The sequence below is a fragment of the Polaromonas sp. genome (genome assembly GCF_016185115.1).
Taxonomy (GTDB): Bacteria; Pseudomonadota; Gammaproteobacteria; order Burkholderiales; family Burkholderiaceae_C; genus Polaromonas.
The window spans coordinates 1-23,680 of the sequence record NZ_JACPOF010000030.1; the positions used below are offsets into that span (position 1 = coordinate 1).

At 61.5% G+C, this 23,680-nt stretch carries 25 protein-coding genes; 16 read left to right on the forward strand and 9 right to left on the reverse strand.

What is annotated here, in order from left to right; all coding sequences use genetic code 11:
- The 9 genes from HYX42_RS20940 to HYX42_RS20980 form a co-directional block, all read left to right on the forward strand.
- Window positions 1-660 (forward strand): hypothetical protein (locus tag HYX42_RS20940; RefSeq protein WP_293406845.1); only part of this gene is annotated, 660 nt, incomplete at its 5' end.
- Window positions 661-706: 46 nt separating this feature from the next.
- Complete coding sequence (locus HYX42_RS20945) at window positions 707-1,501, forward strand: aldolase/citrate lyase family protein (RefSeq protein ID WP_293406846.1); 795 nt, start codon at window positions 707-709, stop codon at window positions 1,499-1,501.
- 16 nt (window positions 1,502-1,517) lie between these two features.
- The gene (locus tag HYX42_RS20950; protein WP_293406848.1) at window positions 1,518-2,477 is read left to right on the forward strand and encodes a tripartite tricarboxylate transporter substrate binding protein; all 960 of its coding nucleotides are present in this window, start codon (window positions 1,518-1,520) and stop codon (window positions 2,475-2,477) included.
- 59 nt (window positions 2,478-2,536) lie between these two features.
- Entirely contained in the window at window positions 2,537-2,995 is a 459-nt protein-coding gene (locus tag HYX42_RS20955) for a hypothetical protein (RefSeq protein ID WP_293406850.1), read from the forward strand.
- Between the two features lie 65 nt (window positions 2,996-3,060).
- The gene (locus tag HYX42_RS20960; RefSeq protein WP_293406852.1) at window positions 3,061-3,813 is read left to right on the forward strand and encodes an SDR family oxidoreductase; all 753 of its coding nucleotides are present in this window, start codon (window positions 3,061-3,063) and stop codon (window positions 3,811-3,813) included.
- Complete coding sequence (locus HYX42_RS20965; protein WP_293406855.1) at window positions 3,813-4,766, forward strand: DUF6282 family protein; 954 nt, start codon at window positions 3,813-3,815, stop codon at window positions 4,764-4,766. The genes HYX42_RS20960 and HYX42_RS20965 overlap by 1 nt, the downstream gene beginning before the upstream one ends.
- Window positions 4,767-4,827: 61 nt before the next feature.
- Window positions 4,828-5,811: a tripartite tricarboxylate transporter substrate binding protein gene (locus tag HYX42_RS20970; protein WP_293406857.1), complete on the forward strand. Its 984-nt coding sequence runs from the start codon at window positions 4,828-4,830 to the stop codon at window positions 5,809-5,811.
- 47 nt (window positions 5,812-5,858) lie between these two features.
- Window positions 5,859-6,839 carry a tripartite tricarboxylate transporter substrate binding protein gene (locus HYX42_RS20975; RefSeq protein WP_293406859.1) on the forward strand — a complete coding sequence of 327 codons (981 nt, stop codon included), beginning with the start codon at window positions 5,859-5,861 and terminating at the stop codon, window positions 6,837-6,839.
- Between the two features lie 122 nt (window positions 6,840-6,961).
- Window positions 6,962-8,041 carry an alpha/beta fold hydrolase gene (locus HYX42_RS20980; RefSeq protein WP_293406861.1) on the forward strand — a complete coding sequence of 360 codons (1,080 nt, stop codon included), beginning with the start codon at window positions 6,962-6,964 and terminating at the stop codon, window positions 8,039-8,041.
- Between the two features lie 60 nt (window positions 8,042-8,101).
- On the opposite strand, the gene HYX42_RS20985 is transcribed toward HYX42_RS20980, so the two are convergent.
- On the reverse strand, window positions 8,102-10,234 hold the full coding sequence (locus tag HYX42_RS20985; RefSeq protein ID WP_366931176.1) for a heavy metal translocating P-type ATPase: 2,133 nt from the start codon (window positions 10,232-10,234) through the stop codon (window positions 8,102-8,104).
- A gap of 237 nt (window positions 10,235-10,471) precedes the next feature.
- On the opposite strand from HYX42_RS20985, the gene HYX42_RS20990 reads away from it, so the two are divergent.
- The gene (locus HYX42_RS20990) at window positions 10,472-10,609 is read left to right on the forward strand and encodes a hypothetical protein (protein ID WP_293406865.1); all 138 of its coding nucleotides are present in this window, start codon (window positions 10,472-10,474) and stop codon (window positions 10,607-10,609) included.
- A gap of 12 nt (window positions 10,610-10,621) precedes the next feature.
- Here HYX42_RS20990 and HYX42_RS20995 read toward each other — a convergent pair whose 3' ends face one another.
- Together HYX42_RS20995 and HYX42_RS21000 are read right to left on the reverse strand one after the other, a co-directional pair.
- The gene (locus HYX42_RS20995; protein WP_293406868.1) at window positions 10,622-11,656 is read right to left on the reverse strand and encodes an EamA family transporter; all 1,035 of its coding nucleotides are present in this window, start codon (window positions 11,654-11,656) and stop codon (window positions 10,622-10,624) included.
- 23 nt (window positions 11,657-11,679) lie between these two features.
- Entirely contained in the window at window positions 11,680-11,832 is a 153-nt protein-coding gene (locus HYX42_RS21000) for a hypothetical protein (RefSeq protein WP_293406870.1), read from the reverse strand.
- A 156-nt stretch (window positions 11,833-11,988) separates the two neighbouring features.
- Here HYX42_RS21000 and HYX42_RS21005 point away from each other — a divergent pair, with 156 nt between their 5' ends.
- A complete protein-coding gene (locus tag HYX42_RS21005; protein WP_293406872.1) occupies window positions 11,989-12,585 on the forward strand; it encodes a YbhB/YbcL family Raf kinase inhibitor-like protein in 597 nt (198 codons plus the stop codon).
- 263 nt (window positions 12,586-12,848) lie between these two features.
- Here the strand turns inward: HYX42_RS21005 and HYX42_RS21010 are convergent, their stop codons facing one another.
- The 3 genes from HYX42_RS21010 to HYX42_RS21020 form a co-directional block, all read right to left on the reverse strand.
- On the reverse strand, window positions 12,849-13,712 hold the full coding sequence (locus HYX42_RS21010) for a hypothetical protein (RefSeq protein ID WP_293406874.1): 864 nt from the start codon (window positions 13,710-13,712) through the stop codon (window positions 12,849-12,851).
- Between the two features lie 71 nt (window positions 13,713-13,783).
- Window positions 13,784-14,317, reverse strand: coding sequence for a hypothetical protein (locus HYX42_RS21015; protein WP_293406876.1), 534 nt, complete (start codon window positions 14,315-14,317; stop codon window positions 13,784-13,786).
- A gap of 262 nt (window positions 14,318-14,579) precedes the next feature.
- A complete protein-coding gene (locus HYX42_RS21020; protein ID WP_293406878.1) occupies window positions 14,580-15,464 on the reverse strand; it encodes an NAD(P)H-binding protein in 885 nt (294 codons plus the stop codon).
- 97 nt (window positions 15,465-15,561) lie between these two features.
- On the opposite strand from HYX42_RS21020, the gene HYX42_RS21025 reads away from it, so the two are divergent.
- Window positions 15,562-16,401, forward strand: coding sequence for a helix-turn-helix transcriptional regulator (locus tag HYX42_RS21025; RefSeq protein ID WP_293406880.1), 840 nt, complete (start codon window positions 15,562-15,564; stop codon window positions 16,399-16,401).
- Here the strand turns inward: HYX42_RS21025 and HYX42_RS21030 are convergent.
- The 3 genes from HYX42_RS21030 to HYX42_RS21040 form a co-directional block, all read right to left on the reverse strand.
- A complete protein-coding gene (locus HYX42_RS21030; RefSeq protein ID WP_293406882.1) occupies window positions 16,387-17,304 on the reverse strand; it encodes an SDR family NAD(P)-dependent oxidoreductase in 918 nt (305 codons plus the stop codon). The two genes, HYX42_RS21025 and HYX42_RS21030, sit on opposite strands and share 15 nt — an antisense overlap.
- 166 nt (window positions 17,305-17,470) lie before the next feature.
- A complete protein-coding gene (locus HYX42_RS21035; RefSeq protein ID WP_293406884.1) occupies window positions 17,471-18,739 on the reverse strand; it encodes a CoA transferase in 1,269 nt (422 codons plus the stop codon).
- A 19-nt stretch (window positions 18,740-18,758) separates the two neighbouring features.
- Window positions 18,759-19,736: a tripartite tricarboxylate transporter substrate binding protein gene (locus tag HYX42_RS21040; protein ID WP_293406886.1), complete on the reverse strand. Its 978-nt coding sequence runs from the start codon at window positions 19,734-19,736 to the stop codon at window positions 18,759-18,761.
- A 99-nt stretch (window positions 19,737-19,835) separates the two neighbouring features.
- Between HYX42_RS21040 and HYX42_RS21045 the strand changes: the two genes are divergently transcribed.
- The 4 genes from HYX42_RS21045 (at window position 19,836) to HYX42_RS21060 (ending at window position 23,677) form a co-directional block, all read left to right on the forward strand.
- Window positions 19,836-20,783: a LysR family transcriptional regulator gene (locus HYX42_RS21045; protein WP_293406888.1), complete on the forward strand. Its 948-nt coding sequence runs from the start codon at window positions 19,836-19,838 to the stop codon at window positions 20,781-20,783.
- A 198-nt stretch (window positions 20,784-20,981) separates the two neighbouring features.
- Window positions 20,982-21,818, forward strand: a complete 837-nt coding sequence (locus tag HYX42_RS21050) for an ABC transporter ATP-binding protein (protein WP_293406891.1) — start codon at window positions 20,982-20,984, stop codon at window positions 21,816-21,818.
- Window positions 21,815-22,618, forward strand: coding sequence for an ABC transporter permease (locus HYX42_RS21055; RefSeq protein ID WP_293406893.1), 804 nt, complete (start codon window positions 21,815-21,817; stop codon window positions 22,616-22,618). The genes HYX42_RS21050 and HYX42_RS21055 overlap by 4 nt, the downstream gene beginning before the upstream one ends.
- A 51-nt stretch (window positions 22,619-22,669) precedes the next feature.
- Complete coding sequence (locus tag HYX42_RS21060) at window positions 22,670-23,677, forward strand: ABC transporter substrate-binding protein (RefSeq protein ID WP_293406895.1); 1,008 nt, start codon at window positions 22,670-22,672, stop codon at window positions 23,675-23,677.
- Window positions 23,678-23,680: the final 3 nt, after the last annotated feature.

Genomic DNA, 23,680 nt, shown 5'->3' on the forward strand with positions numbered 1-23,680 from the left:
CTGCACATCACCTCCGACCACGGGTCTGCCGACATCCCTGGCTACTCGGTCGTCATCGTCCCTGCAGGCGCCAGCAGCATAGAGGTCAAAAGCGCCGGCAGCTTCTTCATCCTCTACACCACCCAGAGCAAGGACATTGCCGCCAAGGCCGTCAATGCTGCAGCCTATGCCGCCCCCCGGCACCACGTCGCCCCCTGGGCCCCCTGGCCAGACCCGATTGGCGGCCCGAAGATCCGCCGCTACAGCATGGAGGTCGCCAACGAACCCGGCCGCTTCGGCCGTATCTGGCGCTGCTCCACCTTCATGGTCAACCTGTTTGTGGAAACCGCCCCGCGCGATGTCGAGAAGGTCTCGCCCCACTACCACGACGACTTCGAGCAGGGCTCGCTGCTCATGACCGGCACCATGAGCCACCACATCCGCTGGCCCTGGACCACCAACATGCGCAACTGGCTGCCCGACGAGCACATGGACTGCAGCAGTCCCTCGATTGCCATCATCCCGCCACCGGCCATCCACACCTCCAACGGCACCGGCACAGAGCTGCGTTTGATGGTCGATGTGTTCTGCCCGCCACGCATCGACTTCTCGCAAAAGCCGGGCTGGGTGCTCAACGCCCATGAATACCCCATGCCTGCGCAGGAAACCGCCCCGGCCTGATTGCCCCCGATCGCCACACCCCCGCCCCCCAAAAACAAGGCACACCATGACCACCCCACAAGGCGTACCCGCCGGTACGCGCGCCGCTGCATTCCGCGAACGCGTCCTCAGGCGCGAAACCGTCTACGGCACCTTCATCAAGACCTCGACCAGCCACAGCATAGAAATCATCGGCGGTGCGGGTTATGACTTCGTGCTGATAGATGCAGAACACGCCCCCTTCGACCGGGTCACAACCGACACCTGCATCCTGGCGGCCCGGGCAGTCGGGGCGGCCCCGCTGGTGCGGGTGGCCTCGCCCAACGACATCCTGGGGGCGCTGGACGATGGCGCTTTCGGGGTGATGGTGCCGCACATGACCTCGGCCAAAGCTACCAAAGAGATCGTGGATCTTTGCCGCTACTCGGGCAAACGCGGTTTCTCGAACTCGCCACGGGCCGGTGATTACGGCGTGCGCACGACCTGGGAGCACATTGATGCCTCTGACAAGGAAGTGTTGCTGCTGGGAATGATTGAAGACCCGGAGGCCATAGACCGGGCCGATGAGATCGTGGCGGTTGAAGGGCTGGATGCGGTCTTTATTGGCCGGGGTGACCTGACGGCGGCTTACCGCGACCGTGAAGCTGGCTCGCCAAAGGTGAAGGCAGCGACCTTGAGGGTCATTGAGGCCTGCAGGCGGCACGGCAAACCGGCTTTCCTCTTGACGGCGAATGCGAAAGAGGCGGCTGAGTATGCGGCGCTGGGCGTGAGCGGCTTTGTGACCGGCTCTGACCAGGGGTTCATGCGCTCTGCGGCTACTGCGGCTTTGCGTGAGTACCAGTCGGTACTGTCCAAAAAGTAAGGCGCGGGAAGCAGACATGAACGCCAGATTTATATCCGCCTTGTTTACCGCCATGTGCATGGCCATCCTGCCAGCGGCAGCGCAGGAAGCCTTCCCGGGCAAGCCCATCAAAATCATCGTTCCATTGGGTGCAGGCGGGTCGTCGGATCTGGGCGCAAGAATCGTTGCACGCAAGCTGTCCGAAGAACTCAAGCAGTCCGTCGTGGTTGAGAACCGCTCCGGAGGCAACCAGGTCATAGGAATTGGCGCGGTCAAAAGCGCACCCGCTGACGGCTACACCCTGCTCTGGACAACCAGCGGCATTTTTGCCGCTTCGGTCGTCAACAAAAACGTGCCCTTCGATGCGCTGAAAGACTTTGACCCCATCACTTTGGGCGGGCGCACCAACGCAGTGGTCATCGTGCACAACTCGGTGCCTGTCACTGACCTGAAGTCGTTTGTCGAGTATGCAAAGGCTAACCCCGGAAAGCTCAACTTCGCCTCAACCGGCGGTTCCGTCACGCTGCTGATCCAGTATTTCATGCAGACCGTCGGCATCGACATGCCTGTCATCACCTACAAAAGCCAGCCCGCGAGCATGAATGACTTTTTAAGCGGGCAGGTGCAGGTCATGATAGACAGGCCCAGTGTCTACAAGGCCCAGATTGCTACCCACGGCCGGGCTGTGGCAGTTACCGGCGCAAAAAGGGACAGGGACACGCCAGACGTGCCGACCGTCGCCGAACTGGGCTACAAGGGCTTTGACATTGACACCTGGCAGGCCATGTTCATCAGGTCAGGCACGCCCCCTGACCGCCTCGCAAAAATCCGCAGCGCCATGGCCAAAGTGATGGCCGACCCCGAGGTGCGCAAACAGTTTGCAGACATCGGCGTGGAGCCCGCGGGATCAAGCGCAGAAGAACTGGCCGCATTGAGCCGCAGCGATGCCGCGCGCTGGAAGGCCGTTGCCGCCAGATCGAAATACCAGGCTGAATAGCCACCCTCCGAACCACATCCCCACTTTCATTTTTTTAAATCGAACTGACAAGGCCGCACATGGTTAACGACGACACCCTCAAACTCAACGCAGTGCTTTCACTGCAGCTGTCCGAATACTGGAACGAAATCGACGTCAACGGCGGCAAGAACGCGCATACCTATTACACGGAAGACGCCGAGTTCCATGGCCAGTCTGCCTCGTATCTGGGGCGCGCGAAGATCCAGCAGTTTTACGACTGGCGCGTAAGCCAGGGTCCGCGCCTGTCGGTGCACAGCTTCACCAACTTCAGGGCCTGGTTCACCGGCGCTGACACGGCAGAAGCCACCAACTATTTGTGCCTGTATGCCGCCAACGGCGTGCGCATATTGCCGACCCATGCGCCCATCACCATATCGCTCGCCACCGACCGCTACAAGCGCGCAGCAGACGGCCGCTGGCTCTGCACCTACCGCCGTTTCGAGCACTGGTTTGAAGGCGGCGCGCCGATCACCAACCCCAACCTGGATGACAAATAACCGTCACCATCCGCCGCAGTTTTTTCAACGTCCATCAACGATGGTCAATTTCCCGAGGTATACGAATGTCTGAAGTCATCATCATCACCGGCGCCAGCAGTGGCATAGGCGCAGCCACCGCACGCATTCTTGCGGCGCAGGGCGCCAGCATCGTCATCAACTACGTCAGTTCCAAAGCGCTGGCTGAAGGTGTGGTCGCCGAAGTCAAGGCCCTGGGCGGTAAGGCGATTGCCGTGCAGGCCGACATGGGCATTGAGGCCGACATCGTTCGCCTGTACGCAGAAACCGACAAGGCCTTTGGTCCCGTCACCGGCGTCGTCAACAACGCAGCTGTCAATTCGCCCCACCACCTGAAGGTTGTCGACTACACCTTTGAAGAAGTCATGCGTGTACTGGGCGTCAACACCGCAGGCGTGCTGATCTCCTGCCGCGAGGCCGTCAAGCGCATGTCGACCAAAACCGGCGGCAAGGGCGGCGCCATCGTCAATGTGTCGTCCATAGGCGCACTGACCGGTTCGCCTGGCCGGTTCATTCACTACGCAGGTTCGAAAGCCGCCGTCGACACCATGAGCATGGGCATGGGGGTCGAGCTGGCACGCGAAGGCATACGCGTCAATTCAATACGCCCCGGCATGGTCGACACACCCATGCACGGCAAGACGGGCCAGGCAGATCGCGTTGCAGAAGCCGGTGCCGCCACACCGCTGGGCCGAGCAGGCCGGCCGGAAGAAGTCGCCGAATCCATCGTCTGGTTCCTCTCCGACAAGGCATCGCTTGTGACAGGCGCCTGCCTCAATGTGATGGGCGGGCAGCGCTGATGACGCAGGCTATTCAAAACGCAAGGACGGGCGTACCTGCCAAAGGTGCGTGGCGCACCAGCAACCCGGGACTGAGCAAGTCGCTGATGGTGGGGGCCATCGACCTGCACTGCCACAGCGGCCCCTCCGTCATGCCGCGCTACTTCGACCACTATGAAGCCATGCAGGAGGCATCGGATGCAGGCGTGCGCGCCCTGCTCATCAAGGACCATTACTACTCTGCCACGCCGGTAACCGAGCTGCTGAACAAACACTTCAGCCACCTGAAAGTCACACTGCTGTCGGGTGTGCCGCTCAACAACCAGGCCGGCGGGCTGAACATCTATGCCGTCGAGCACGGCATTGCCATGGGCGCAAAGCTGGTGTGGATGCCGACCTTCTCGGCCAAAAACCACATCGAGCACCACAAGCAGGGCGCCACGCCGGGCTTTCCATATGCAAAAAAGGCCATGAAGTCGCCCACGCCGCTGAGCATCCTCGACAGCGCCGGCAAGCTGGTGCCGGAAGTCTTCGAGATCCTCGACGCGATTGCCGAACATGACGTGGTGCTCTCGTCAGGCCACCTGCACATCACCGAAATCTGGCCGCTGTTTGAAGAGGCGATACGTCGCGGCGTCAAACGCATGATCTGCAACCACCCGACCTATGTCATCGATGCCACGCTGGAAGACATCACACGCATGGCGGGCATGGGCGTGTACATCGAGCACTCGATGTGCATGTTCTCGGAACTTGCGAAATGGCGCATCTATGAACCTGCAGCGCTCGACAGCCTCATCCAGGCCGCCGGTGTGGACAAAACCATTCTCGGCTCCGACCTCGGCCAGGTGGGCAATCCGCGGCTGGTTGACGGTTTTCTCGACGTCATCGAAACCTGCCTGGACCTTGGCTACAGCGAGGCCGACGTTCGCAAGATGGTGTCGGTCAACGCCGCAGAGCTGGTCGGTCTCTGACTGACCGCAGATCACGCGAACAGAGTCGGCAAACCCAAACATTATTTTTAAAGGAGACAAAATGACCACGAAACTGACAACATTCCTTCAAACATGCGTCCTGACGACCGCGTGTATTTTCAGTGCACAGGCGATGGCGCAAGCCTACCCCACAAGGCCGGTGAAGCTGGTGGTGCCCTACCCTGCCGGCGGCCCGGTGGACGGCGTTGCCCGGGGCGCTGCAGATCGCCTGTCGAAGATCTGGGGCCAGCCCGTCGTCGTTGAAAACAAGGCCGGGGCGAATGAGGTGATCGCGGCTGACTTTGTCGCCAAGTCACCCGCCGACGGCTACACCATCCTGTTCGGGGCCGACCCGACTTTTGCAACCAACCAGTTCCTCTTCAAGAAACTGCCTTACGACCCTGTCAAGGACCTGGTGCCCGTGAGCCGCATCGCCATCGTGAACATGGCCATCATCCTGAGCGGCACCTTCCCGCCGAACAACATGAAGGAGTTCGTGTCGCTGGTCAAGGCCAACCCCGGCAAGTTCAACTACTCCGCCGGTGCAGGGACTGCTGCGCACGTCCAGTTTGATGCCTTCCTGCGGCAGCAGGGCCTGGAGATGACGCACATTGCCTACAAGGGAACAGCTTCCGCATTGCAGGACATCCTTAGCGGCCAGATACAGGCCACCATGGGCGGCATCACGGTGGCCAAACCCCACCTCGCTTCAGGAAAGATGAAGCTGCTGGCCATCAACGGCAACAAGCGCACCAAATCGCTGCCTGATGTGCCGACCTACGCAGAAGCTGGTTTCCCGAATACCCAGGCCTTCTTCTATGTGGGTTTCGCAGTACCCAAGGGCACGCCCAAAAACGTCATCGACGCCATCACGACGGCCAACCGCAAGGTTGCCAACGATGCTGAATTTATCGAGAAGTCGCTCGATCCGTATGCCTACGAGCCGATCACCGAAACCCCTGAGCAGTTTGCGAAGTTCCTCGTCGGCGACCGCAAGCTGGCCGAAAAGCGGATTCGTGAAGCAGGCGCGCGCCTGGAGCAATGAAATCCCGATACCCCATCAATAAAACCCGACCATAACTGGAGACAACCATGACCAAGAAGACATTTATCAACGCCATCCTGCTGGGCGCAGCATGCCTGCTGTCCGCCCATGCGACGGCGCAGGGTTACCCGAACAAACCCATCAAGCTCATCGTGCCTTACGCTGCCGGCGGCCCGGTCGACGGGGTCGCCCGCGGCTACGCAGAACGCCTGTCAAAGGAATGGGGCCAGCCCGTGCTGGTAGACAACCGCGCCGGCGCCAATGAAGTGATTGCGGCAGACCTGGTGGCCAAGTCGCCCGCCGACGGCTACACCATTCTCTGGGGCGCCGACCCCACCTTCTCGACCAACCAGTTCCTGTTCCGCAAGCTGCCCTACAACCCGCTCACCGACCTGATTCCGGTCACCCGCGTGACCTTTGTCAACATGGCCCTCATCGTTGACGGCAGGCTGCCGGTCAACACCATGAAAGAGTTTGTCGCACTGGTCAAGGCCAACCCCGGCAAATACAACTACGGCTCTGCAGGCGCCGGCAGTGCTGTGCACGTGCACTTTGACGCCTTCCTCCGCCAGGAAGGCCTGAGCATGCCGCATATCGCCTACAAGGGCATCGCGCCTGCGGTGCAGGACATGCTGGGCGGCCAGGTGCACGCCATGATGGCCGGCATCACAGCGGCCACGCCGCACCTGGCATCGGGCAAGATGAAGATCCTGGCCATCAACGGCAACAAACGCGCCAAGATGATCCCGAATGTGCCGACCTTTGCAGAAGCGGGCTTCCCAAACACCCAGTCCTACTTCTTCATAGGCCTGACGGTGCCAAAGGGCACGCCAAGGCCCGTGGTCGACGCCATCGTGAGCGCCAATCGCAAGGTCCTGGCGGATCAGACGTTTGTCGAAAAGACCCTCGACCCCTATGCCTTTGAACCGCAAGCCGATACGCCGGAGCAGTTTGCAGCCTTTCTCGTGACTGACCGCAAGCTCGCAGAGAAAAAGGTCCGGGAAGCGGGCGCATTGCTCGACAACTAGGCCGGCCCCCTCAACATGCCCATCAACTGCCGCGCGTGCCTCTGGGTGCCGCGGCAGTTTGTATTTCAGTGCGGGCTGCATGACAACCAGCCCGTCATTTCCCGACATCAAGGAGACAGATGATGAACAACATCCACAAGCATCGCGACGCGCTCAGCAGGGTCAAACCGCTGGCCATTGCCCTTCTGCTGGCCGCAAGCAGCCATGCGGCACTGGCAGCCGCTGAGCGCGCGCCGGTGAACGCCCGCGCAAAGCCGCCCATCGTCCTGCAATCGACAGGCGCGTATGAAGTGGGCGGCAGGATCATCACCAACCCCGCCGACCCCAGGCAGACGCTGTCCTGTGACCACGGCTATGTTGAATACTTCATTCCCGCGAAACCGCGCAAGGTGGGCCTCATCATGTGGCACAGCTCGAGCACCAAGGTGTGGGAAAACCGCTGGGACGGCGGCGAGGGTTACAAGAGCATGTTCCTGCGCCAGCGCTACCCGGTTTACCTGTGGGACGGCCCGCGTGTCGGGCGCGCCAACTGGAGCTGCGAGCCCATCAACTACAAGCCCGAATTTTTCGACCAGCGCAACTTCATCGCCTGGCGTTTCGGGTCGGCCTACCCCAACTGGAATGCCGGCCTGCAGTTCCCGGTCAATGACCCGGAAGCGTGGAACCAGGCAACGCGCGCGCGTTATGACGAGTTCGACACGCTTGACAATGCCTTGCTGCAGGGCGAGGCCGGCGGCCAGGCCATCGACAAAATCGGCCCCGTGGTGGCCGTGACCAACTCTGCGGGCGGCTGGCGTGCCATGCTGTCGGCGCTCAAGGCCACGGGCAGCAACATGAAGGGCATCGTTGCCTACGAAACCCCGGGCTTTGTCTTTCCCGAGGGCGAGGGGCCTGCGCCCGACCCCAAAGGCCCGTTCGGGCCGCATTCGGTGCCGCTTGCCGAGTTCATGAAGCTGACCAGATTCCCGATGCAGATGGTCTTCGGCGACAACACCGCCACACATCCGTTCTGGGCAGGCTCACTCAACACGGCGCGCACCTTCTGTAGCATCGTCAACCGGCACGGCGGGGACTGCGAAGTTCTGGTGCTGCCCGATACCGGCCTGCGCGGCAACTCGCACATTCCGTTTGCCGACCTCAACAACGAGGCGGTGGGCCGCGAGTTGTCAAAATGGTTGCGGCGCAAGGGCCTGGACAGGTAGCGAACGGTGTTTTGACAGGGGGGTGACAAGGTCCGGCCACGCGGCCGTGACCTTGTCAGCTCAGAAGTGGCCGCCAGTCCTCACGGCTACCCCGCGCAACAGCCGCAGGCCGTTGCCCACCACCAGCAGGCTGGCCCCCATGTCTGCAAAAACGGCCATCCACATGCTTGCCGTTCCGAAAACGGCCATGACCAGAAATACAGCCTTGATGCCCAGTGCAAGCGATATGTTCTGCCACAAAATCGTGTGCGTCCGCCGGGAGAGCTGTACGGTTTCTGCAACCCGCTCCAGGTTGTCATTCATGATGACAACGTCTGCAGCTTCCATGGCTGTATCGCTGCCGGCACCTCCCATCGCAAAGCCCACATCAGCCTGGGCCAGAGCCGGCGCATCGTTGATGCCGTCACCCGTCATGCCCGTGGCGCCGTAGCGGCGCTGCATCTCCCTGATGGCCTCCAGCTTGGCCTCCGGCAGCAAATCACCGCGCGCATCTTCAATGCCCGCTTCACTGGCGATGGCCTTTGCTGTGGCAGCGTTGTCACCCGTCAGCATCACGGGCGTAACGCCAAGGGCTTTCAGCCTGGCAATGGCTTTGCGTGAGGTTTCCCTGATCGTGTCAGCCACTGCGAACAATGCCAGCACCTGTTTGTCATTGGCCAGCAAGGTGACCGTACGCCCCTGCTGCTCATGCGTCAACAGCTCGGCCTTCAGCGCCGGTGACGAAAGATTTTTTTCTTCCATCAAGCGGTGATTGCCCATAAAAAATGTTTCGCCATCCACATTGCCCTGAACACCGCGCCCCGGCAAAGCCGTGAAGTCCTGGACCCCGGCAACGTCCATTTGCAGGCCGGCTGCAATCGCTTTCGATACAGGGTGGTCAGATCTACCCGCAAGGCTTGCTGCGGCATGCCGCACGGCAGCTTGCTGTGCAGTGCCCCATAAGCGCCAGTCCACCAGTTTTGGCTTGCCTTCGGTGATGGTGCCGGTTTTGTCCAGTGCCATCGCCTTCAGGAGCCGGGCATCTTCCAGGTAGGTACCGCCCTTGATCAGGATGCCCCGGCGCGCCGCCGCAGACAAACCGCTCACCACAGTCACCGGTGTCGAGATCACCAGCGCACACGGACAGGCGATGACGAGCAACACAAGCGCCTTGTACAGCGCCTCATGCCAGGCCAGGCCCATCAGAAACGGCGTGAGCAAGGCAACAGCAACTGCAATCGCGAAGACGGCCGGCGTATAGATTGCTGCAAACCTGTCGACAAAACGCTGGGTCGGCGCGCGCGTGCCCTGCGCCTCTTCGACCGCGTGAATGATTCGCGCCAGAGTCGTGTTGTTGGCGGCTGCGGTGACACGTATTTCAAGCTCGCCGGTTTCATTGATGGTGCCCGCGAAGACCACATCACCTGCGGCTTTGTCTGCAGGAATACTCTCACCCGTGATCGGCGCCTGGTTGACCGCGCTGTTTCCCTTCGTCACCGTTCCGTCAAGCGGAATGCGCTCCCCGGGCTTGATGCGCACCACGGCCTCAAGCGGTACGTCGGCAACGGGTTTTGAAACCCACGCGCCATTCACCAGGACCAGCGCTTCTTCAGGGGCCATGGCCAGCAGGCCCTTGATGGCGTTGCGGGCACGGTCAACCGCCCTGGCTTCAATCAGTTCCGCAATCGCATACAGCGCCATCACCATGGCGGCTTCCGGCCATTGCCCAATCAAAAAAGCGCCGGTCACGGCCACCGCCATCAGGGCGTTGATGTTCAGCCTGGCCCTGAAGAGAGCGGCCATGCCCTTCCTGTAAGTCTCCAGGCCAGCCAGCGAGATGGCAACGCCGGCCACAGTCATGCCTGCGATCTTCCAGGTGGGCGTGCCAGGTGCGAAATAGGAGACGGCCTCCGCGCCAATAGCCAGCGCCAGCGCAGCCGCAAGGCGGTATATGCCGCCACCAGCGGCATGCGTTTCATGCAACGCGTGTTCATGTCCATCTTCATGACCGTCCTCGCCAGCCGGCTTGCCGCCCGTTGACAGGGGTTGAGGGTCGAAGCCCGCCTTGCGAATTGCATCAAGCGCAGCCGGGTAAGCATCTTCGGTCGCATCAATTCTCAGCGTGCGTGCACCCAGCTGAAAACCCAGCGAGCGGATGTTGGCAATCGGCTCAAGCGCCCGGCGAATCTCCGACTCTTCGGCGCTGCAATCCATGGTGGCGATGCGAAATGATCTGCCGCTCGCCCCAGTCCTTGCGCTGGCCGGGGAAGTCAATGCGACAGGCGCAGCGCAATCGGGTGTGCTGCAGCAATCTGTTCCTGTAGTGACGGTGGTTCTTGAATTCATGACCTGATTGGAAACCCTGAACAGACTTTAAGGTCAAGCGAAGCACAGCCCCGGTCAAAAAAGGGATTGTTAATACAGGAGTTAACATTTCCACCAAAAGTTAATATGGAAGTTAACTTTTGGTGGTTTTCTGACCCAATCAGCCTGCTCAACCCCGAAAAATGGCCTGAAAAAGCCGCTTTTGAGGCATCAAAACGGCTGCAGACCAATGAATACGCACGTGAGCAGCTACCAAATAAATAGCATCACATGCACTTAATGGGTGTGACGGTGGTGCGCGTCGGGGAAGTGGGCGTGTGTGTGCGAGATCGGCAGGTGCGTGTGGACATGCGTGTGGCGTGTGTTTGTACCGGCAAGGCCAGTCACGCCGTCGTGCGCGTGCTCATGGTGCTCGTCCCCGCTGCCGTGCACATGCTCATGGCTGTGTTCAATCGGCTCGTGAACATGCGGGTGCGCGTGGCGTTCTGACAGGTGCAGCCACAGGCCGACAGCCATGAGCAGGCCGGCAATCACCAGCGAAACCGTCAGCGGCTCACCCAGCACGCCCAGCGCCAGCACCGCACCGACAAAAGGCGCAATCGAGAAGTACGCGCCGGTGCGCGCTGCCCCCAGGTGCCGCAGACCGACAACAAACAGCGCAAGGCTGGCACCGTAGCTGCCAAAACCCAGCAGGCCCGCCCCAACAACCACAACAGGTGCAGGCCAGACAGCACCCAGCAGCATGGCCAGCACAAGATTGGTCGCGCCTGCCGCCAGGCCTTTCACCATGGCGATAAACGAGGCATCGGCCAGCGACACCCTGCGCGTGAGGTTGTTGTCCACGCCCCAGGCCAGGCAGGCACCCAGCACCGCCAGCGCCGGCCATGCCGCACCAAAACGCGCCTCTGAGGGCCACGACAACACCAGCCCGCCGGCCACGATGGCCAGCATGCCCAGCGCAATACGCCGCTCAAAATTCTCTTTGAAAACAAACCACGCGATCAGCGCGGTCAGCACGCCTTCGGCATTGAGCAGCAGCGACGCGCCCGAGGCCGGCATACCCGTGAGCCCCATCATCAGCAGCACAGGCCCGATGACCCCACCCGACAGCACGGCGCCAGCCAGCCACTTGCCTTCGCCGCGAGGCAGATGCACTTCAGGCGCACGGCGAAACGTTCGCAGCAACAGCAGGCCCGCGCCGGAACCCAGGTACAACAAGGCCGCCAGCAACCACGGGCTGGTCTGCGCCAGCAGCAGCTTGGCCAGCGGCGTGCCTGCGCCAAACAGCACGGCAGCGACCAGCGTTGCCATGACTCCCGGCTGCGCGAGGGGTTTCACACCATCACCCTGCCCGCCTGCATGGCCGTCTGGCGGTGCGGGTCTGGTCCGAACGGGTTTTCAGTTGCATCAAACGCCTTCCGCTGTTTATTGACCTCTTCACGATGCCCGTATTTGTCAAACTCCCCCCACGCACATGAGCCATCCATGAAACAAATTCTGCTTATGCTGCGAACGGACTAGGCAGATGCAGCCTGTCGACTTAGCATAGCCTCCAGTACCTTGCGGGCCGGCTTGCAGGAATATATTCCGGCGCAGTCACTGCAGAAGGTGCGAAGCAAAACCATCACAAACCGGAGACAAAGATGAACTCAAAGACAATTCTGGCACGCACCTGTGCAGTTGCATGTGCAGCCGTGCTTGCAGGGTGCGCAGCGCCCACTGCCCCCATACAGCCACCGCCAGCCGGCCCGGTCTTCACGCTTTGGTCTCCCGCCTTCGCCGATGGCGCCGTCCTGAGCACGGCGCACGCGGGCAATCTGGCGAGCAACCCCAACTGTGTGGGCCAGAACGTCACGCCGCCACTGGCCTGGGCCAATGTGCCAGCGGGCACCAAAAGCCTTGCCATGCTGGTGCACGACCAGGAAGGGCGCGGTGGCCTGGGCGTTGCGCACTGGGTCGCCTATGGCATTTCACCAGCCCTCACCGGCTTCGCCGAGAACGAGATTGGCCAGGCCTCACCCAAATACACAGGCGGCAAAAGCACCCTCAACCTGGGCAACTACATGGGCCCATGCCCGCCCGCAGGAACAGGCCTGCACCACTATGTGTACACCGTTATCGCGACGGACGCCGAACCAGCAGAACTCCCGGCAGGGCTGACCATGCAGGAGTTGCTGACCCGCCTGCAGGGCCGTGCCAAGGTTGCCAGCAGCATCGTCCTGCGCTACGGGCGTCCGTAAAAAGCTGCCGCTGGCGGGTGCGCCGCCGATTGGCATCCTCAGCGCTTGCCGCGCCTGCGGCGGCGCTGATGTTTCCCGATTGTGAGTTGCGGCAAATCTCTTTCGCTCGCCGCATGTAAAGTCTACTTTACATTTGGGAGCTGGGGGCGGCCCGATCAGGACAGTTTTGCCGAAAAACTGTCAAAAAAGGCCATTTTTGACTGTCAAATCAGGCTGCAGCCCTATGAATACATACGTGAGCAGCTACTGAATTAATAGCATATTCAGCCAGCGAGGCCGCCCGCCGTGAACGGCCCGGCCGCACCCCGCTGCCACGCCAGCGACGCAAACACGCCGCGCAGCACCGCATAAAGGCTCCACAGCAACAGCACCGGGATGATCAGCGTCTGCAGCAGAAAGATCACGATGAGTTTGACGATGTGTTCGGTCACACGCTCTGCCGCCTGCCTGATCTCTTCAAACCGCGCCTTCACGTCGGCGGTCTTGCTGATCCAATCTTTCATGCGCTCAAGAATGCCGGTGCTCTCGGGCGGTGCCGGCGGGTTGAGCTTGTTCGCCTGCGATGACGCACCATCAATCGCCTGCTGCGTCGCCGTGTAGTCTGCAGCCAGAAACTTCTGCCACAACACATCGGTGCCCAGCACCGCCAGCGGAATCGCAAAACGCACCATCAGCAGGATGATGAGGATGCGTGACAGCCACACTGGCGAACCCTGCCTGCGAAAACACAGCCAGATCCAGCCTGCCACTGCCGCCGTGAGCGCCAGCGACACGGGCCAGTAGGCACCGATCGCAATCGCCACCTTCATCACGCCAAACGCCACGCTGGCCATCAGCATGAAGTCAGAGAAATTCTTCACCAGGTCATTCACAGGCGCCAGCAGTTGCCCCGGCGTCAGGCTGACGCCCACACCCAGCGGCTGCGCCGAGAACTGCGTGCCCTGCACCACAGACAGCACACCGTGCAGCGCACGGGCGGTGGCAAAGCTGATGAGCGCGCGTTTGAGGCCCGCATCCACCTGAGTGGTGGCTGGTGTGTCCATGGGCGCCAGCCATGCGCAGACCGCTGTAGTGGCGAGACAAATAGCAAGGCAGATGGCGGCTGCACTCTGGCGGGTGAACTTCATGGGCAATCCTTTGGGCGCCAACTGGCGACACGCACAGGTTAACCCGGCATGGGGGCGGCACGCATTAACGCTTAGATGGGCGAAGTCTCAGTACCGGTTTCCAGCGTGACCTGCGCAAAGTGCAGGTGGTGCATGAACTCCCGCAGCACCAGCAGCACGGCGAAAAAGCGGGCATGCGTCGGCAGGGTTTCCTGACTGGCCGGCCGGCCTTCGCTGACCGCCACCAGCCGGTTGAACAGGGCCTCTACTTCACCGAGGGCAAGTCCAGTCTGCGCCAGGCCAGCGGCCTTCAGGCTGCTGCCGATCAGCGATGCTGCCTGCCCCCGCAGGATGAGCGAGGCGCTGCCCGCAAACTGGGCCGCCAGGGGCATCACGGCTTCTTCCGTCAACTCGATGGCGTGTTCGAGCTCCAGCGGCCGTGGCGGTTCATGCCTGAGGCTTTGCCGCACCAGCGAGTCGACGCCCAGTGCGAATTCCCTGCGCAACAGTATTTGCGCCGAAGCCACGCGTTGCACCAGGCTGGCCTCGCCGCCAATGTCCAGCACGGTGACATCGCCCGCAGCCAGCGGCATGGGCGTATCAGGGTGCTGTGCATCGCGGGTCATTGAAGGCCCGCACATGCCGGAGCGAGGGCGGCAAAAGTCAAATGCACCGGCGTTGGCGCCCCGAAGGTTGCGCCCTTGCGGAACCGCCTTCGAACAAACCTGTCAGGCCTCATGGTGTCTGCACCCATGGTGTGAAGTGTCCTTCCTGTGCGCTTGAGGATCATGCCAGGCTGCTGCTGGCAACCGCGCACATTGCATCATCACACAAGACCTCACCCCTGGTACATTGCAGCGTCGTCGCGGCTGCAAAGGATGGTGACCCCTATCCAGCCAATGCCGGCTTCAGCACCTCGACGCACCACTGCCTGAAGCTTGTGGGCGAACTGGCTTCTGACGTACGCGGCTCAGCCTTGTCGAGCCCGGCATTCTTGGCCAGCATCATGTCCAGCGCGCCCTGCGCCATGGCCTCAGATGTGCCGAAGCCCATCAGCCTGGCCTTGAAGGCCTCGCCCGTGATCTGCTGAAAACGCACCGGCTTGCCCAGTACGTCGGACATGATCTGCGCCATCTCGTTGAACGACAGGTCTTCGGGACCCAGCACGGCAAGACTGCCTTGGCCCGTCCATGAATCATCAAGCAGCAGCCTTGCAGCAGCAGCAGCGATATCGCGGGAAGCGCAGGTCGGGTTTTTCAGATCGCCTGAGACCGGTGAAACGAACACGCCCCGGGTTTTGATGGACTGCACCTGCCGCAGCAGGTTGTCCATGAACGATGGCATGACCAGCGCACGGTAGTTCACGCCGGTGGCGGCAATCAGGTCATCCATCGCCAGCGAGGCCGTCACGTAGCCTGCGCTCTTGCTCATGGGCGTGCCGCGCCCCAGGGCAGAGACACCGACTACACGCTTGACGCCATGGCGCCTGAACGCCTCGCACGCAGGTCTGGTGAAGTCGATGTAAGCGGCTTCAAGGCTTTCAGCGCGCGGGTTGGGCGGCAGCAGCCAGAACACCGCATCTGCACCAGCGAATGCCTTGTCGAGCACACCGGCATCGCCGTGCGAACCCAACACCACCTCGACGCGATCCCGCAGGTGTGCAGGCAGGCGAGCCGGGTCGCGCGCGATAACGCGGACAGGCTTGCCGCCCTGCAGCACGTTTTCAAGAACCTGCTGGCCTATGCCGCCCGTGGGCGCCGTAATGACGATCATGATGTGTTGCTTTCTGTCAATGCTGGCTTAGGATGGCCAGTGAGTCCACATCATCCTCAAATATCCAGATACAGAAAAGCCGTGAGCCTATACAGGTATGAGCATTAACACCCTGCCACCCGTTGACGCCGCCCTCACCCTGGGCGGCTTCCTGCGCGACCGCCGTGCACGCCTGCCGCCCGCAGCCGGCGAAAACAGCCGCCGCCGCACGCCGGGCCTGCGGCGTGAAGAAGTCGCCACACGTGCCCACGTCAGCGTCACCTGGTACACCTGGCTTGAGCAGGGGCGCGGCGGCCCGCCGTCTGATGAGGTGCTCGAACGACTGGCACGTGCGCTTGAACTGGATGCCGCCAGCCGCGAATTCATGTTCCTGCTGGCGCAGCAGCGGCCACCGCCCATCAGGGCCGGGCAGGCCGCCGACGTAAGCCCTGCCCTGCAACGCGTACTCGACGGCATGACCGCCACGCCAGCCATCATCAAGACACCGGTATGGGACATCGTCGCGTGGAACGCTGCAGCGGCAGCAGTGCTCAGCGACTATGCCTCGCAATCAGCCAAAGAGCGCAACCTGCTCAGGCGCCTCTTCATCACCGACAGCGTGCGCAAGTCCATGCCCGACTGGGAAGCCGATGCGCGCTTCGCGCTTGCGGCCTTTCGTGTCGATGCCGCACGTGCCGGCGACTCATCGGACGCTGCTGCACTGACGGCAGAACTGCAGGCAGGCAGCCCGGACTTTCGCCAGATGTGGGCAGGCAACGAAACCAGCGGCCACTATGTCGGCATCAAGCGTATTCAGCGCCCCGGGGTCGGCTCCATCACGCTTGAATACCAGTCGCTCTCGGTCGACAGCGCCGCTGGCTTGAGCATGGTTGTGTTTACACCGCTGACAAAGGCAGATGCCGACGGCATTGCCCTGCTGCTTTCAGGCAAGGGCTGAATCAGGGCTGCCCTGCCGCTGAAGCCTGGCCTTGGCCACTTCATGCCGCAACTGGTCAAAGCCAGTCGCGGGCACCGTCTCACCGTCACGGTCAGCAACTTCGGCCATGCGCGCGATCAGCGTTTCTGCATGCAGATCTTCAGGCTTGATATAGATGCCCTGGGTCATGGTGATGTGGGCCTGCTCAAAACCGCCGGCGCCCGCCAGCAGTATGGTGCGCGTCGGTGCGTCTTCGGTCACCAGCGCCACCAGGCCGGGGCTGACCGAAGTCGCTGCCAGCAGGGCCAGGTCTTCAGGCGTCAGCAGTTCTTCGGTCATGGCCGTAGCAGCCGTTGGTGCCAGGCAGTTCACGCGCACATTGTTGCGCTCGCCTTCCAGCGCCAGGGTTTGCATCAGGCCGACCAGCGCCATCTTGGCCGCGCCATAGTTGGCCTGGCCAAAGTTGCCGTAGAGGCCGGTTGACGAGGTCGTCATCACGATGCGGCCGAAGTTCTGCGCACGCATCAGGTTCCACACGGCATGGGTGCAGTTCGCAGCGCCCATCACATGCACATCCATCACCAGGCGGAAATCGTCCAGGCTCATCTTGGCAAAACTCTTGTCGCGCAATATGCCCGCGTTGTTCACCAGAATGTCGACCCGGCCCCACTTCCCGACAGCCTGCTTGACCATGTCTTCAACCTGCGTGCTCTTCGTCACGTCGGCATCATGGGCAAAGGCCTCACCACCCATGGCTTTTATTTCGGCAACCACACCTTCTGCGGGCGAGCCGGGCTGGCAGGCCCCGATGTCATTGACTACTACCCGCGCGCCGTGGCGGGCCAGTTCAAGCGCGTGCGACCGGCCCAGGCCGCGGCCCGAGCCCGTAACGATGGCGACGCGGTCTTGCAGAAGTTTTGTCATTCAATATGTCCTTTGATGATGATGGGCGTTTCCGCCACAGCAAATAACGAGTGGCAGATGGCATTGGGTTGGGGGCACACGCCTGTGCTTCACCGGTGAAGTGAAGCAGGCATTTGGCAACTATTGTCGGCGATCAGGCGGGCATAAGCCGGCCAGCCTGTCATCCTCATGACACCGTGGAAATACTCTCCACAGGTCGTGATGTTTGTGCCAGGCGCACGACCCCGGCTTCAGCGAGCGTGTCAATGGCAGCCACTTCCAGACCCATCTCGCCCAACACGGCTTGCGTGCTTTGCCCAAGCGTTTCCGCGCCCCGGGCGCTGGCTCCACCGTCCTCTGCAAAACTGAAGCCCAGCCCCCTGGTGCGCACATCCTGCGTGGCCTGCCTGAAAGTGAATTCCGGCAGCTTCACGCAGCCTGTACCGTCCACCTCACGCAAAAATTCACCCAGCTTGCGCACGCGCGCAGACGGCACCCCTGCGGCATTCAGGCGGGTCTCAAGATCCACCGCGCTATGGCTGGCGAATGCTGCGCGCAGCCGGCCAACCACATAGTCGGTATCACGCGGCACCACAAAGCCTCCGGGCGAGTTGAAGGCCTCCAGGTCAAGCGCACGGGCGTCTTCGCACAGCTCTTCGATCTGCAGCACCCCGGCCAGCTTGCGGAACTGCGCCGGCGTGTTGGCCGCCACTGCCAGCCAGCCGTCGGCGCAGGGATAGGTGTCCGCCGCCGGGCTACCGGTGTAGCCGCGGTTGCCTATGCGCTGGGGCTCTGTGCCGTTGGTGAGAAACGCGCTGGCGTTCGGGTACATCAGCATGAGTGAGGCCTGCACCATCGATGAATCAATGTACTGGCCCACACCTTCGCGCGCGCGGCGGTGCAACGATGACACGATGGACAGCGCACCCAGCATGCCCACGGCAACGTCAATCACCGGGAAACCGACCTTGAGCGGCGGTGCATCGGGGCTGTCGCCCGACATCATCATCATGCCCGTGAGTGCCTGCACCACGTGGTCGTAGGCGCCGCGCGTTGACCACTCGCCCTCCTGTCCGTAGCCGGAGATGGAGCAGTAAACGATGTCGGGCCTGATGGCCTTGATGGACCCGTAATCAAGCCCGTACTTTGCGACCACCCCAGGGCGGAAGTTTTCTATGAACACATCGGCCGACAGGGCAAGGGAACGCACCAGCTCTGCCCCTTGCGGCGTGCGTATGTCCATCGCCAGGGAACGCTTGCCGGCGTTGCAGGCCACGAAGCCGGTGGGCGTATCGCCCTCAGCCGCAGATTTGCTGGCCCGCATGACCTCACCGCCGTTGGGCGGCTCGATCTTGATGACTTCTGCGCCCATCTGGGCCAGGTAAAACGAAGTGAGCGGCCCCGCAATGACATGCGACATGTCGATAACGCGTACGCCTTCCAGTGGTTTGGACATGGTATTGAGCTTTGAATTTTTAACTTGCAGTCACGCCGGTGAGCCTGACAATTTCTGCCCACTTGCGGTACTCATCCTTCACGAATGCAGCATCGGCCTGCGGGCTGCTGCTTTGCGCCACCGCATTGCCGGTGGCCTCAAACAAGGGTTTCACGGCAGGGTCAGCCAGCGCCTTGATGGCTGCGGCGTAAATTTTGTTGACCGCCTCTGCCGGGCTTTTGGCTGGCAGCCACAGGCCAAACCAGAACTCCTGCACCGTCAGTTCGTTCTTCATCACCTCATTGAGCGTGGGCACGCCCGGCAGCTCTTTCAGAGGTGCGGCGCTGGTCACCGCCAGCGCGCGCAGCTTGCCGCCCTTGACCTGTGGGATGACGGTGCCCGCAATGGCAAAAGCGAAGTCGGTGTCGCCCCGCAGCAGCGAGAGCGGAATTTCAACCGACCCCTTGAGCGGAATGTGCGTGGCCTTGCCGCCGCTCAGCGACATCAGCGTGGCGCCACCGAGATGGGCCCCGGAGCCAATGCCACCCGAACCGTAATTCATCTTGCCCGGGTTGGCCTTGACCGCTGCAATCAACTCCTCGACCCTGCGGTAAGGCGAATTGGCAGCCACCACCAGCACGGTCGGCGATGTGCCAATGATGGTGACGGGCAGAAAGTCACTGACCGGTTCGAACTTGAGCGAAGGCTGCAGTGCTTTCTGTATCAGGTGCGAGTTCGAACCCATCAGCAGGGTGTAGCCATCAGCGGGCGCCTGCGCCACATACTGCGCGGCCAGCACACCGCCCGCACCGACCTTGTTTTCGACCACGATGGGCTGACCCAGGCCATCACCGAGCTTTGGCCCGAACTGCCGCATCAGCACATCGGGCCCGCCGCCTGCTGCGTAGGGAACGATCACGCGCACCGGCTTGTTGGGGAATACGTCGGCGGCATGCACACCAGTGGCGGCAAGCAGGCTGGCAGAAAAGCTGCTGAGGCAAAACGAGCGGCGGTCCATGGATGTCTCCTTTTTATTGATTGGCCCAAGCATAAAGCTGGCCCTGCTTCTCTAAAAGTGATATCTTTTTATGAATTGCAAACTTTTGGTTATCAATCCATGCCTGAAAAAATCTCACGCGAAACAGAACGGCTGGTTTCACGCCTGCGTTTTCGCCACCTGCGCCTCATCACGGAACTTGAACGCGGCGGTAGTCTTCGGGCGGCCGCACAGTCGCTGAACCTCACGCAGCCGGCACTCAGCAAAGCGCTCGCGGAGATCGAGTCCGCATTCGGGTTTGCACTCTTCACCCGCAACGCGCGCGGCCTGACCCCCACAGCCCAGGGCAGAGTCGCCCTGCGCGGTGCAGTGCTGCTGCTCGAAGAGCTGGCCCACCTGCGCGTGGAAGCGGCCGCCGGCGAAAACGCGGTAGCCACCGTGCGCATAGGCGCGCCTCCGTTTGTGGCGCAAGGTTACCTGCCGGAAGTTCTGAAAAAGCTGTTGCAGGGGGACCCACCCGTGCGCGTCCAGCTTCTGGAAGAACGTGTCCCGGTGCTGATGCAGGCACTGGTGCAGGGCGAGGTTGACGCGCTGCTCACCAGCTACCCCATGCACATGCCCAATGAAAGTGGCGTACAGCTGAGTTATGAAAAACTTTTCGAGGTCGACCTCAGCATCATTGCGCCGCACGACCACCCGCTGACACGCGCCCGCAAGGTCACCTGGCAGCGGCTGGCGCAGGAACCCTGGGTCATGCCGGCCAGAAGCTCGATGGCACGCCGCATGATTGAAGATTGTTTTACCCGGGACGGCGTGATACCGCCGCAGCCTGTCATCGAATCCACCAGCCCGGTCACCAACGTTCAACTGGTGGCCGCTGGCATAGGGCTGAGCGTTGCCCCCGAGACCACCGTGCTGCGCAATGCGCAGAATCTGAGTCTTGTCAAAAGGGTCAGGGTCTCACCGCCCATTCCGTCCGGACCTGTTGCCCTCATCTATCGCATGGCAGTTGCGAACCCGAGGGTGGCGTTTTTTCGGGCGGCACTGGGTTTGAGCCGGGCGACCTGAACTGCCCTGCAAGCTTTCATAGCGCCGGCATGGCATTCTGAAAAGTTATCGCCATATCAAAACATATCAATTTACCGAATCGTTAACGCCACCTACATTCCCCGGGAGACAACACCAGACAGAATAAATTTCAGGAGACAACATGCTTACGGGACACCCATTGCCCCTGCTTGCCGGCATGGCGCAGGAAGGCTTGCCATGAATGCCCAGGCGGAAATGCACCATCCGGCCAACACAGAAGGCATAAGCCCGGGAGTCGGCACCGTACAGGCCCGTGACGTAAGTCACACCTTCGAGGCAAGCGGGATCGGACCTACCATCGCGCTTTCAAAAACCAGCCTGGAGGTCAGGCCCGGTGAGTTCGTCGCCATGGTCGGACCCAGTGGCTGCGGAAAAACAACCCTGCTTAACGCCTTCGCCGGGCTGGTTATCCCGAGTGATGGTGAAGTGCTGGTCAACGGTTCGCCGGTGGCCGGCATCAGCCTCGATGTCGGCTACATGTTTGCACGAGACGGGCTGATGCCCTGGCGCACGGCCCTCGACAACGTCGCTTTCGGCCTGGAAGTGCGCGGCATGGCCAAAGGCGAGCGGGACGACACCGCAGCCGGCTACCTGCAACTGGTGGGTCTGGGTGATTTTTTGCACCACCGCCGGCAGGAGTTGTCGCAAGGCATGAGGCAACGCGTCGCGCTGGCCCGAACGCTGGCAACATCGCCACGCATCATCCTGATGGACGAACCCTTTGCCGCGCTTGATGCGCAGACCAAGCTGGAGGTACAGGACGAATTCCTGAAGATCTGGGAACAGCACAAACGCACGGTGGTCTTCGTCACACACGACATTGTGGAGGCCATCACCATGGCGGACCGCATCATCGTTTTCTCGCGCCGCCCGGGCCGTATCGTCGGTGAGTTCATCAACCACCTTCCCCGGCCCCGCTCTGCCAGCGCACTGCGCCACGACCAGACCTTCGAGCAGCTGCGGCATGACATCAGCAGTTGCCTGACCGCCCACAGCACGGTACAAAAAACATGAACACCAGGCAGTTTCGCATTTACGCATGGCAGATAGGCATTCTTGTTGTTGCACTTGGCAGCTGGGAGTTGTGTGTAGCGACCGGTTTCCTCAGCCCGTTCTGGGCGTCAAGCCCAAGCCGCATTGCCCTGGCACTGGTCGAGGTCGTCAGTGACCCGCTGTTTCCCACACACGTGGGCACCACGCTGCTTGAACTGGTGGCAGGTTTCGCAGCCGGCTCGATCCTGGGCATCGCCATCGGTTTTGTGCTGGCGCAGTGGCCTCTGGTGGAAAAGATCTTCGACCCCTTCCTGCACGCCATCAACAGCTTGCCCCGTGTGGCACTGGCACCGCTTTTTATCCTGTGGCTGGGCATAGGCCTGGGGTCAAAAATCCTGATAGCAGCGACGCTGGTGGTGTTCATCGTCATCGGCAACACCCTGGCCGCAGCCCGAAGTGTCGACGCCGACATGATGACTGCGGCGCGCCTCCTCGGGGCCACGCGTCTGCAGCTGTTTCTCAAAGTGGTGCTTCCCGCATCCATTCCCGTCATTTTTGCGGGGCTGAGGCTTGGCGTTGTCTACGCCATGCTGGGTGCAGTGGTCGGAGAAATGATCGCTGCGACAAGCGGACTGGGTTACATGCTGAGTTTCTTCGCGGGCAGCCTGCAAGTCGGGCACCTGATGGCCACGCTCGTGGTGCTCGTGGTCCTGTCGACCTCTTTGTCGGCCCTTACCAGCTGGGTCGAGCGCCGCATTCTTGACTGGGGCGGGTCGTCACGCAAGCGCCTCGCAGCGCGGGCTGGCAAGACCCCCGCCTGAGGTCACCCGCTGAATCACATCACGCCTGCATCAACAACCAAAGGAGACGACATGAATCTGAAAAACTGGACACGCCTGCTGGGCATTGCAGTTCTCGCCGCAGCATTGAGCCCTGCTGTCACGCAAGCACAGAACCTCGAGAAGATGAAAATCCAGCACTACGCCGGCTCGATGATCAGCCTGGTCACCTATATCGGACTTGACCAGAACATTTTCAAAAAGCACGGACTCGATGTGCAGCTGGTTGCCACTGCCACCGGGCCGGACGCCACCGCCGCCCTGCTCTCGGGCGGTGTCGACCTGATGCTCAATTCCGGCGACAACATGCTGCGCGCTCTCGACAAGGGAAGCCCCGCCATGAAAGTGCTGGTCGGCAATGTCAGGGAAATGCCGTTTTCGGTCGTCGTCAGCAATGATGTGACACTGCCGCCTGGCAACTACCAGGAGGCGATGAAAGGCCTGGCCGGCAAACGGCTGGGCGTGCTGGCCCGCGGTTCCAGCAGCGAGATGATTTTCAGGGCGCTGGTCTCGGCATCGGGCCTCAACCCTGACAAGGACGTGACCTGGATTGCCGTGGGAGGCCTGCCCACAGCCATCCCGGCATTCCAGACCAAACTGATTGATGCCTACCTCGGCTTCGAACCCTTCCAGACCGCCATGACCAGCCAGAAGGTGGGCCGCGTGGTTCTGGACATGCGCAAGAGCCAGGGGCCAGCGGGCCTTGTGAACTTTCCGTATAACTTCTACATTGCCCGCGCCGACAGCCTCACATCAAAACCCGACACGATGAGAAAACTGGCGGCGGCCCTGACAGAAGCGCACGCCTTCATGCAGTCCCCGGCCAACCTGAATGCAGTGGTTAAAAGTGCATCAAGATTCATCAGCATTGAAGAAGGCCTGCTGCGCCAGATGGTGATAAACGACCTGCCCGTCTACAGCCCGGTCGTGTCTGAAGCGGGCATGAACAAATGGATCGCATTTTCTCAATCGGCACTCGGTGTCAAACGCGAGTTCACACCTGCAGAACTTGTCGCTACAGGTTACATACCCAAAAACTGAACG

Bases quoted from the DNA above. Each gene is read 5' to 3' on its own strand.
- HYX42_RS21035 (WP_293406884.1), bottom strand. From the start codon at position 18,739: ATGTCCAAACCACTGGAAGGCGTACGCGTTATCGACATGTCGCATGTC.
- HYX42_RS21000 (WP_293406870.1), bottom strand. From the start codon at position 11,832: ATGGATGGCTCATGTGCGTGGGGGGAGTTTGACAAATACGGGCATCGT.
- HYX42_RS21015 (WP_293406876.1), bottom strand. From the start codon at position 14,317: ATGACCCGCGATGCACAGCACCCTGATACGCCCATGCCGCTGGCTGCG.
- HYX42_RS21050 (WP_293406891.1), top strand. From the start codon at position 20,982: ATGAATGCCCAGGCGGAAATGCACCATCCGGCCAACACAGAAGGCATA.
- HYX42_RS21030 (WP_293406882.1), bottom strand. From the start codon at position 17,304: ATGACAAAACTTCTGCAAGACCGCGTCGCCATCGTTACGGGCTCGGGC.
- HYX42_RS21040 (WP_293406886.1), bottom strand. From the start codon at position 19,736: ATGGACCGCCGCTCGTTTTGCCTCAGCAGCTTTTCTGCCAGCCTGCTT.
- HYX42_RS21025 (WP_293406880.1), top strand. From the start codon at position 15,562: ATGAGCATTAACACCCTGCCACCCGTTGACGCCGCCCTCACCCTGGGC.
- HYX42_RS20985 (WP_366931176.1), bottom strand. From the start codon at position 10,234: ATGGATTGCAGCGCCGAAGAGTCGGAGATTCGCCGGGCGCTTGAGCCG.
- HYX42_RS20975 (WP_293406859.1), top strand. From the start codon at position 5,859: ATGACCAAGAAGACATTTATCAACGCCATCCTGCTGGGCGCAGCATGC.
- HYX42_RS21055 (WP_293406893.1), top strand. From the start codon at position 21,815: ATGAACACCAGGCAGTTTCGCATTTACGCATGGCAGATAGGCATTCTT.
- HYX42_RS20980 (WP_293406861.1), top strand. From the start codon at position 6,962: ATGAACAACATCCACAAGCATCGCGACGCGCTCAGCAGGGTCAAACCG.
- HYX42_RS21010 (WP_293406874.1), bottom strand. From the start codon at position 13,712: ATGAAGTTCACCCGCCAGAGTGCAGCCGCCATCTGCCTTGCTATTTGT.
- HYX42_RS21060 (WP_293406895.1), top strand. From the start codon at position 22,670: ATGAATCTGAAAAACTGGACACGCCTGCTGGGCATTGCAGTTCTCGCC.
- HYX42_RS21045 (WP_293406888.1), top strand. From the start codon at position 19,836: ATGCCTGAAAAAATCTCACGCGAAACAGAACGGCTGGTTTCACGCCTG.
- HYX42_RS20990 (WP_293406865.1), top strand. From the start codon at position 10,472: ATGGAAGTTAACTTTTGGTGGTTTTCTGACCCAATCAGCCTGCTCAAC.
- HYX42_RS21020 (WP_293406878.1), bottom strand. From the start codon at position 15,464: ATGATCGTCATTACGGCGCCCACGGGCGGCATAGGCCAGCAGGTTCTT.
- HYX42_RS20960 (WP_293406852.1), top strand. From the start codon at position 3,061: ATGTCTGAAGTCATCATCATCACCGGCGCCAGCAGTGGCATAGGCGCA.
- HYX42_RS20965 (WP_293406855.1), top strand. From the start codon at position 3,813: ATGACGCAGGCTATTCAAAACGCAAGGACGGGCGTACCTGCCAAAGGT.
- HYX42_RS20955 (WP_293406850.1), top strand. From the start codon at position 2,537: ATGGTTAACGACGACACCCTCAAACTCAACGCAGTGCTTTCACTGCAG.
- HYX42_RS20970 (WP_293406857.1), top strand. From the start codon at position 4,828: ATGACCACGAAACTGACAACATTCCTTCAAACATGCGTCCTGACGACC.
- HYX42_RS20950 (WP_293406848.1), top strand. From the start codon at position 1,518: ATGAACGCCAGATTTATATCCGCCTTGTTTACCGCCATGTGCATGGCC.
- HYX42_RS20945 (WP_293406846.1), top strand. From the start codon at position 707: ATGACCACCCCACAAGGCGTACCCGCCGGTACGCGCGCCGCTGCATTC.
- HYX42_RS20995 (WP_293406868.1), bottom strand. From the start codon at position 11,656: ATGGCAACGCTGGTCGCTGCCGTGCTGTTTGGCGCAGGCACGCCGCTG.
- HYX42_RS21005 (WP_293406872.1), top strand. From the start codon at position 11,989: ATGAACTCAAAGACAATTCTGGCACGCACCTGTGCAGTTGCATGTGCA.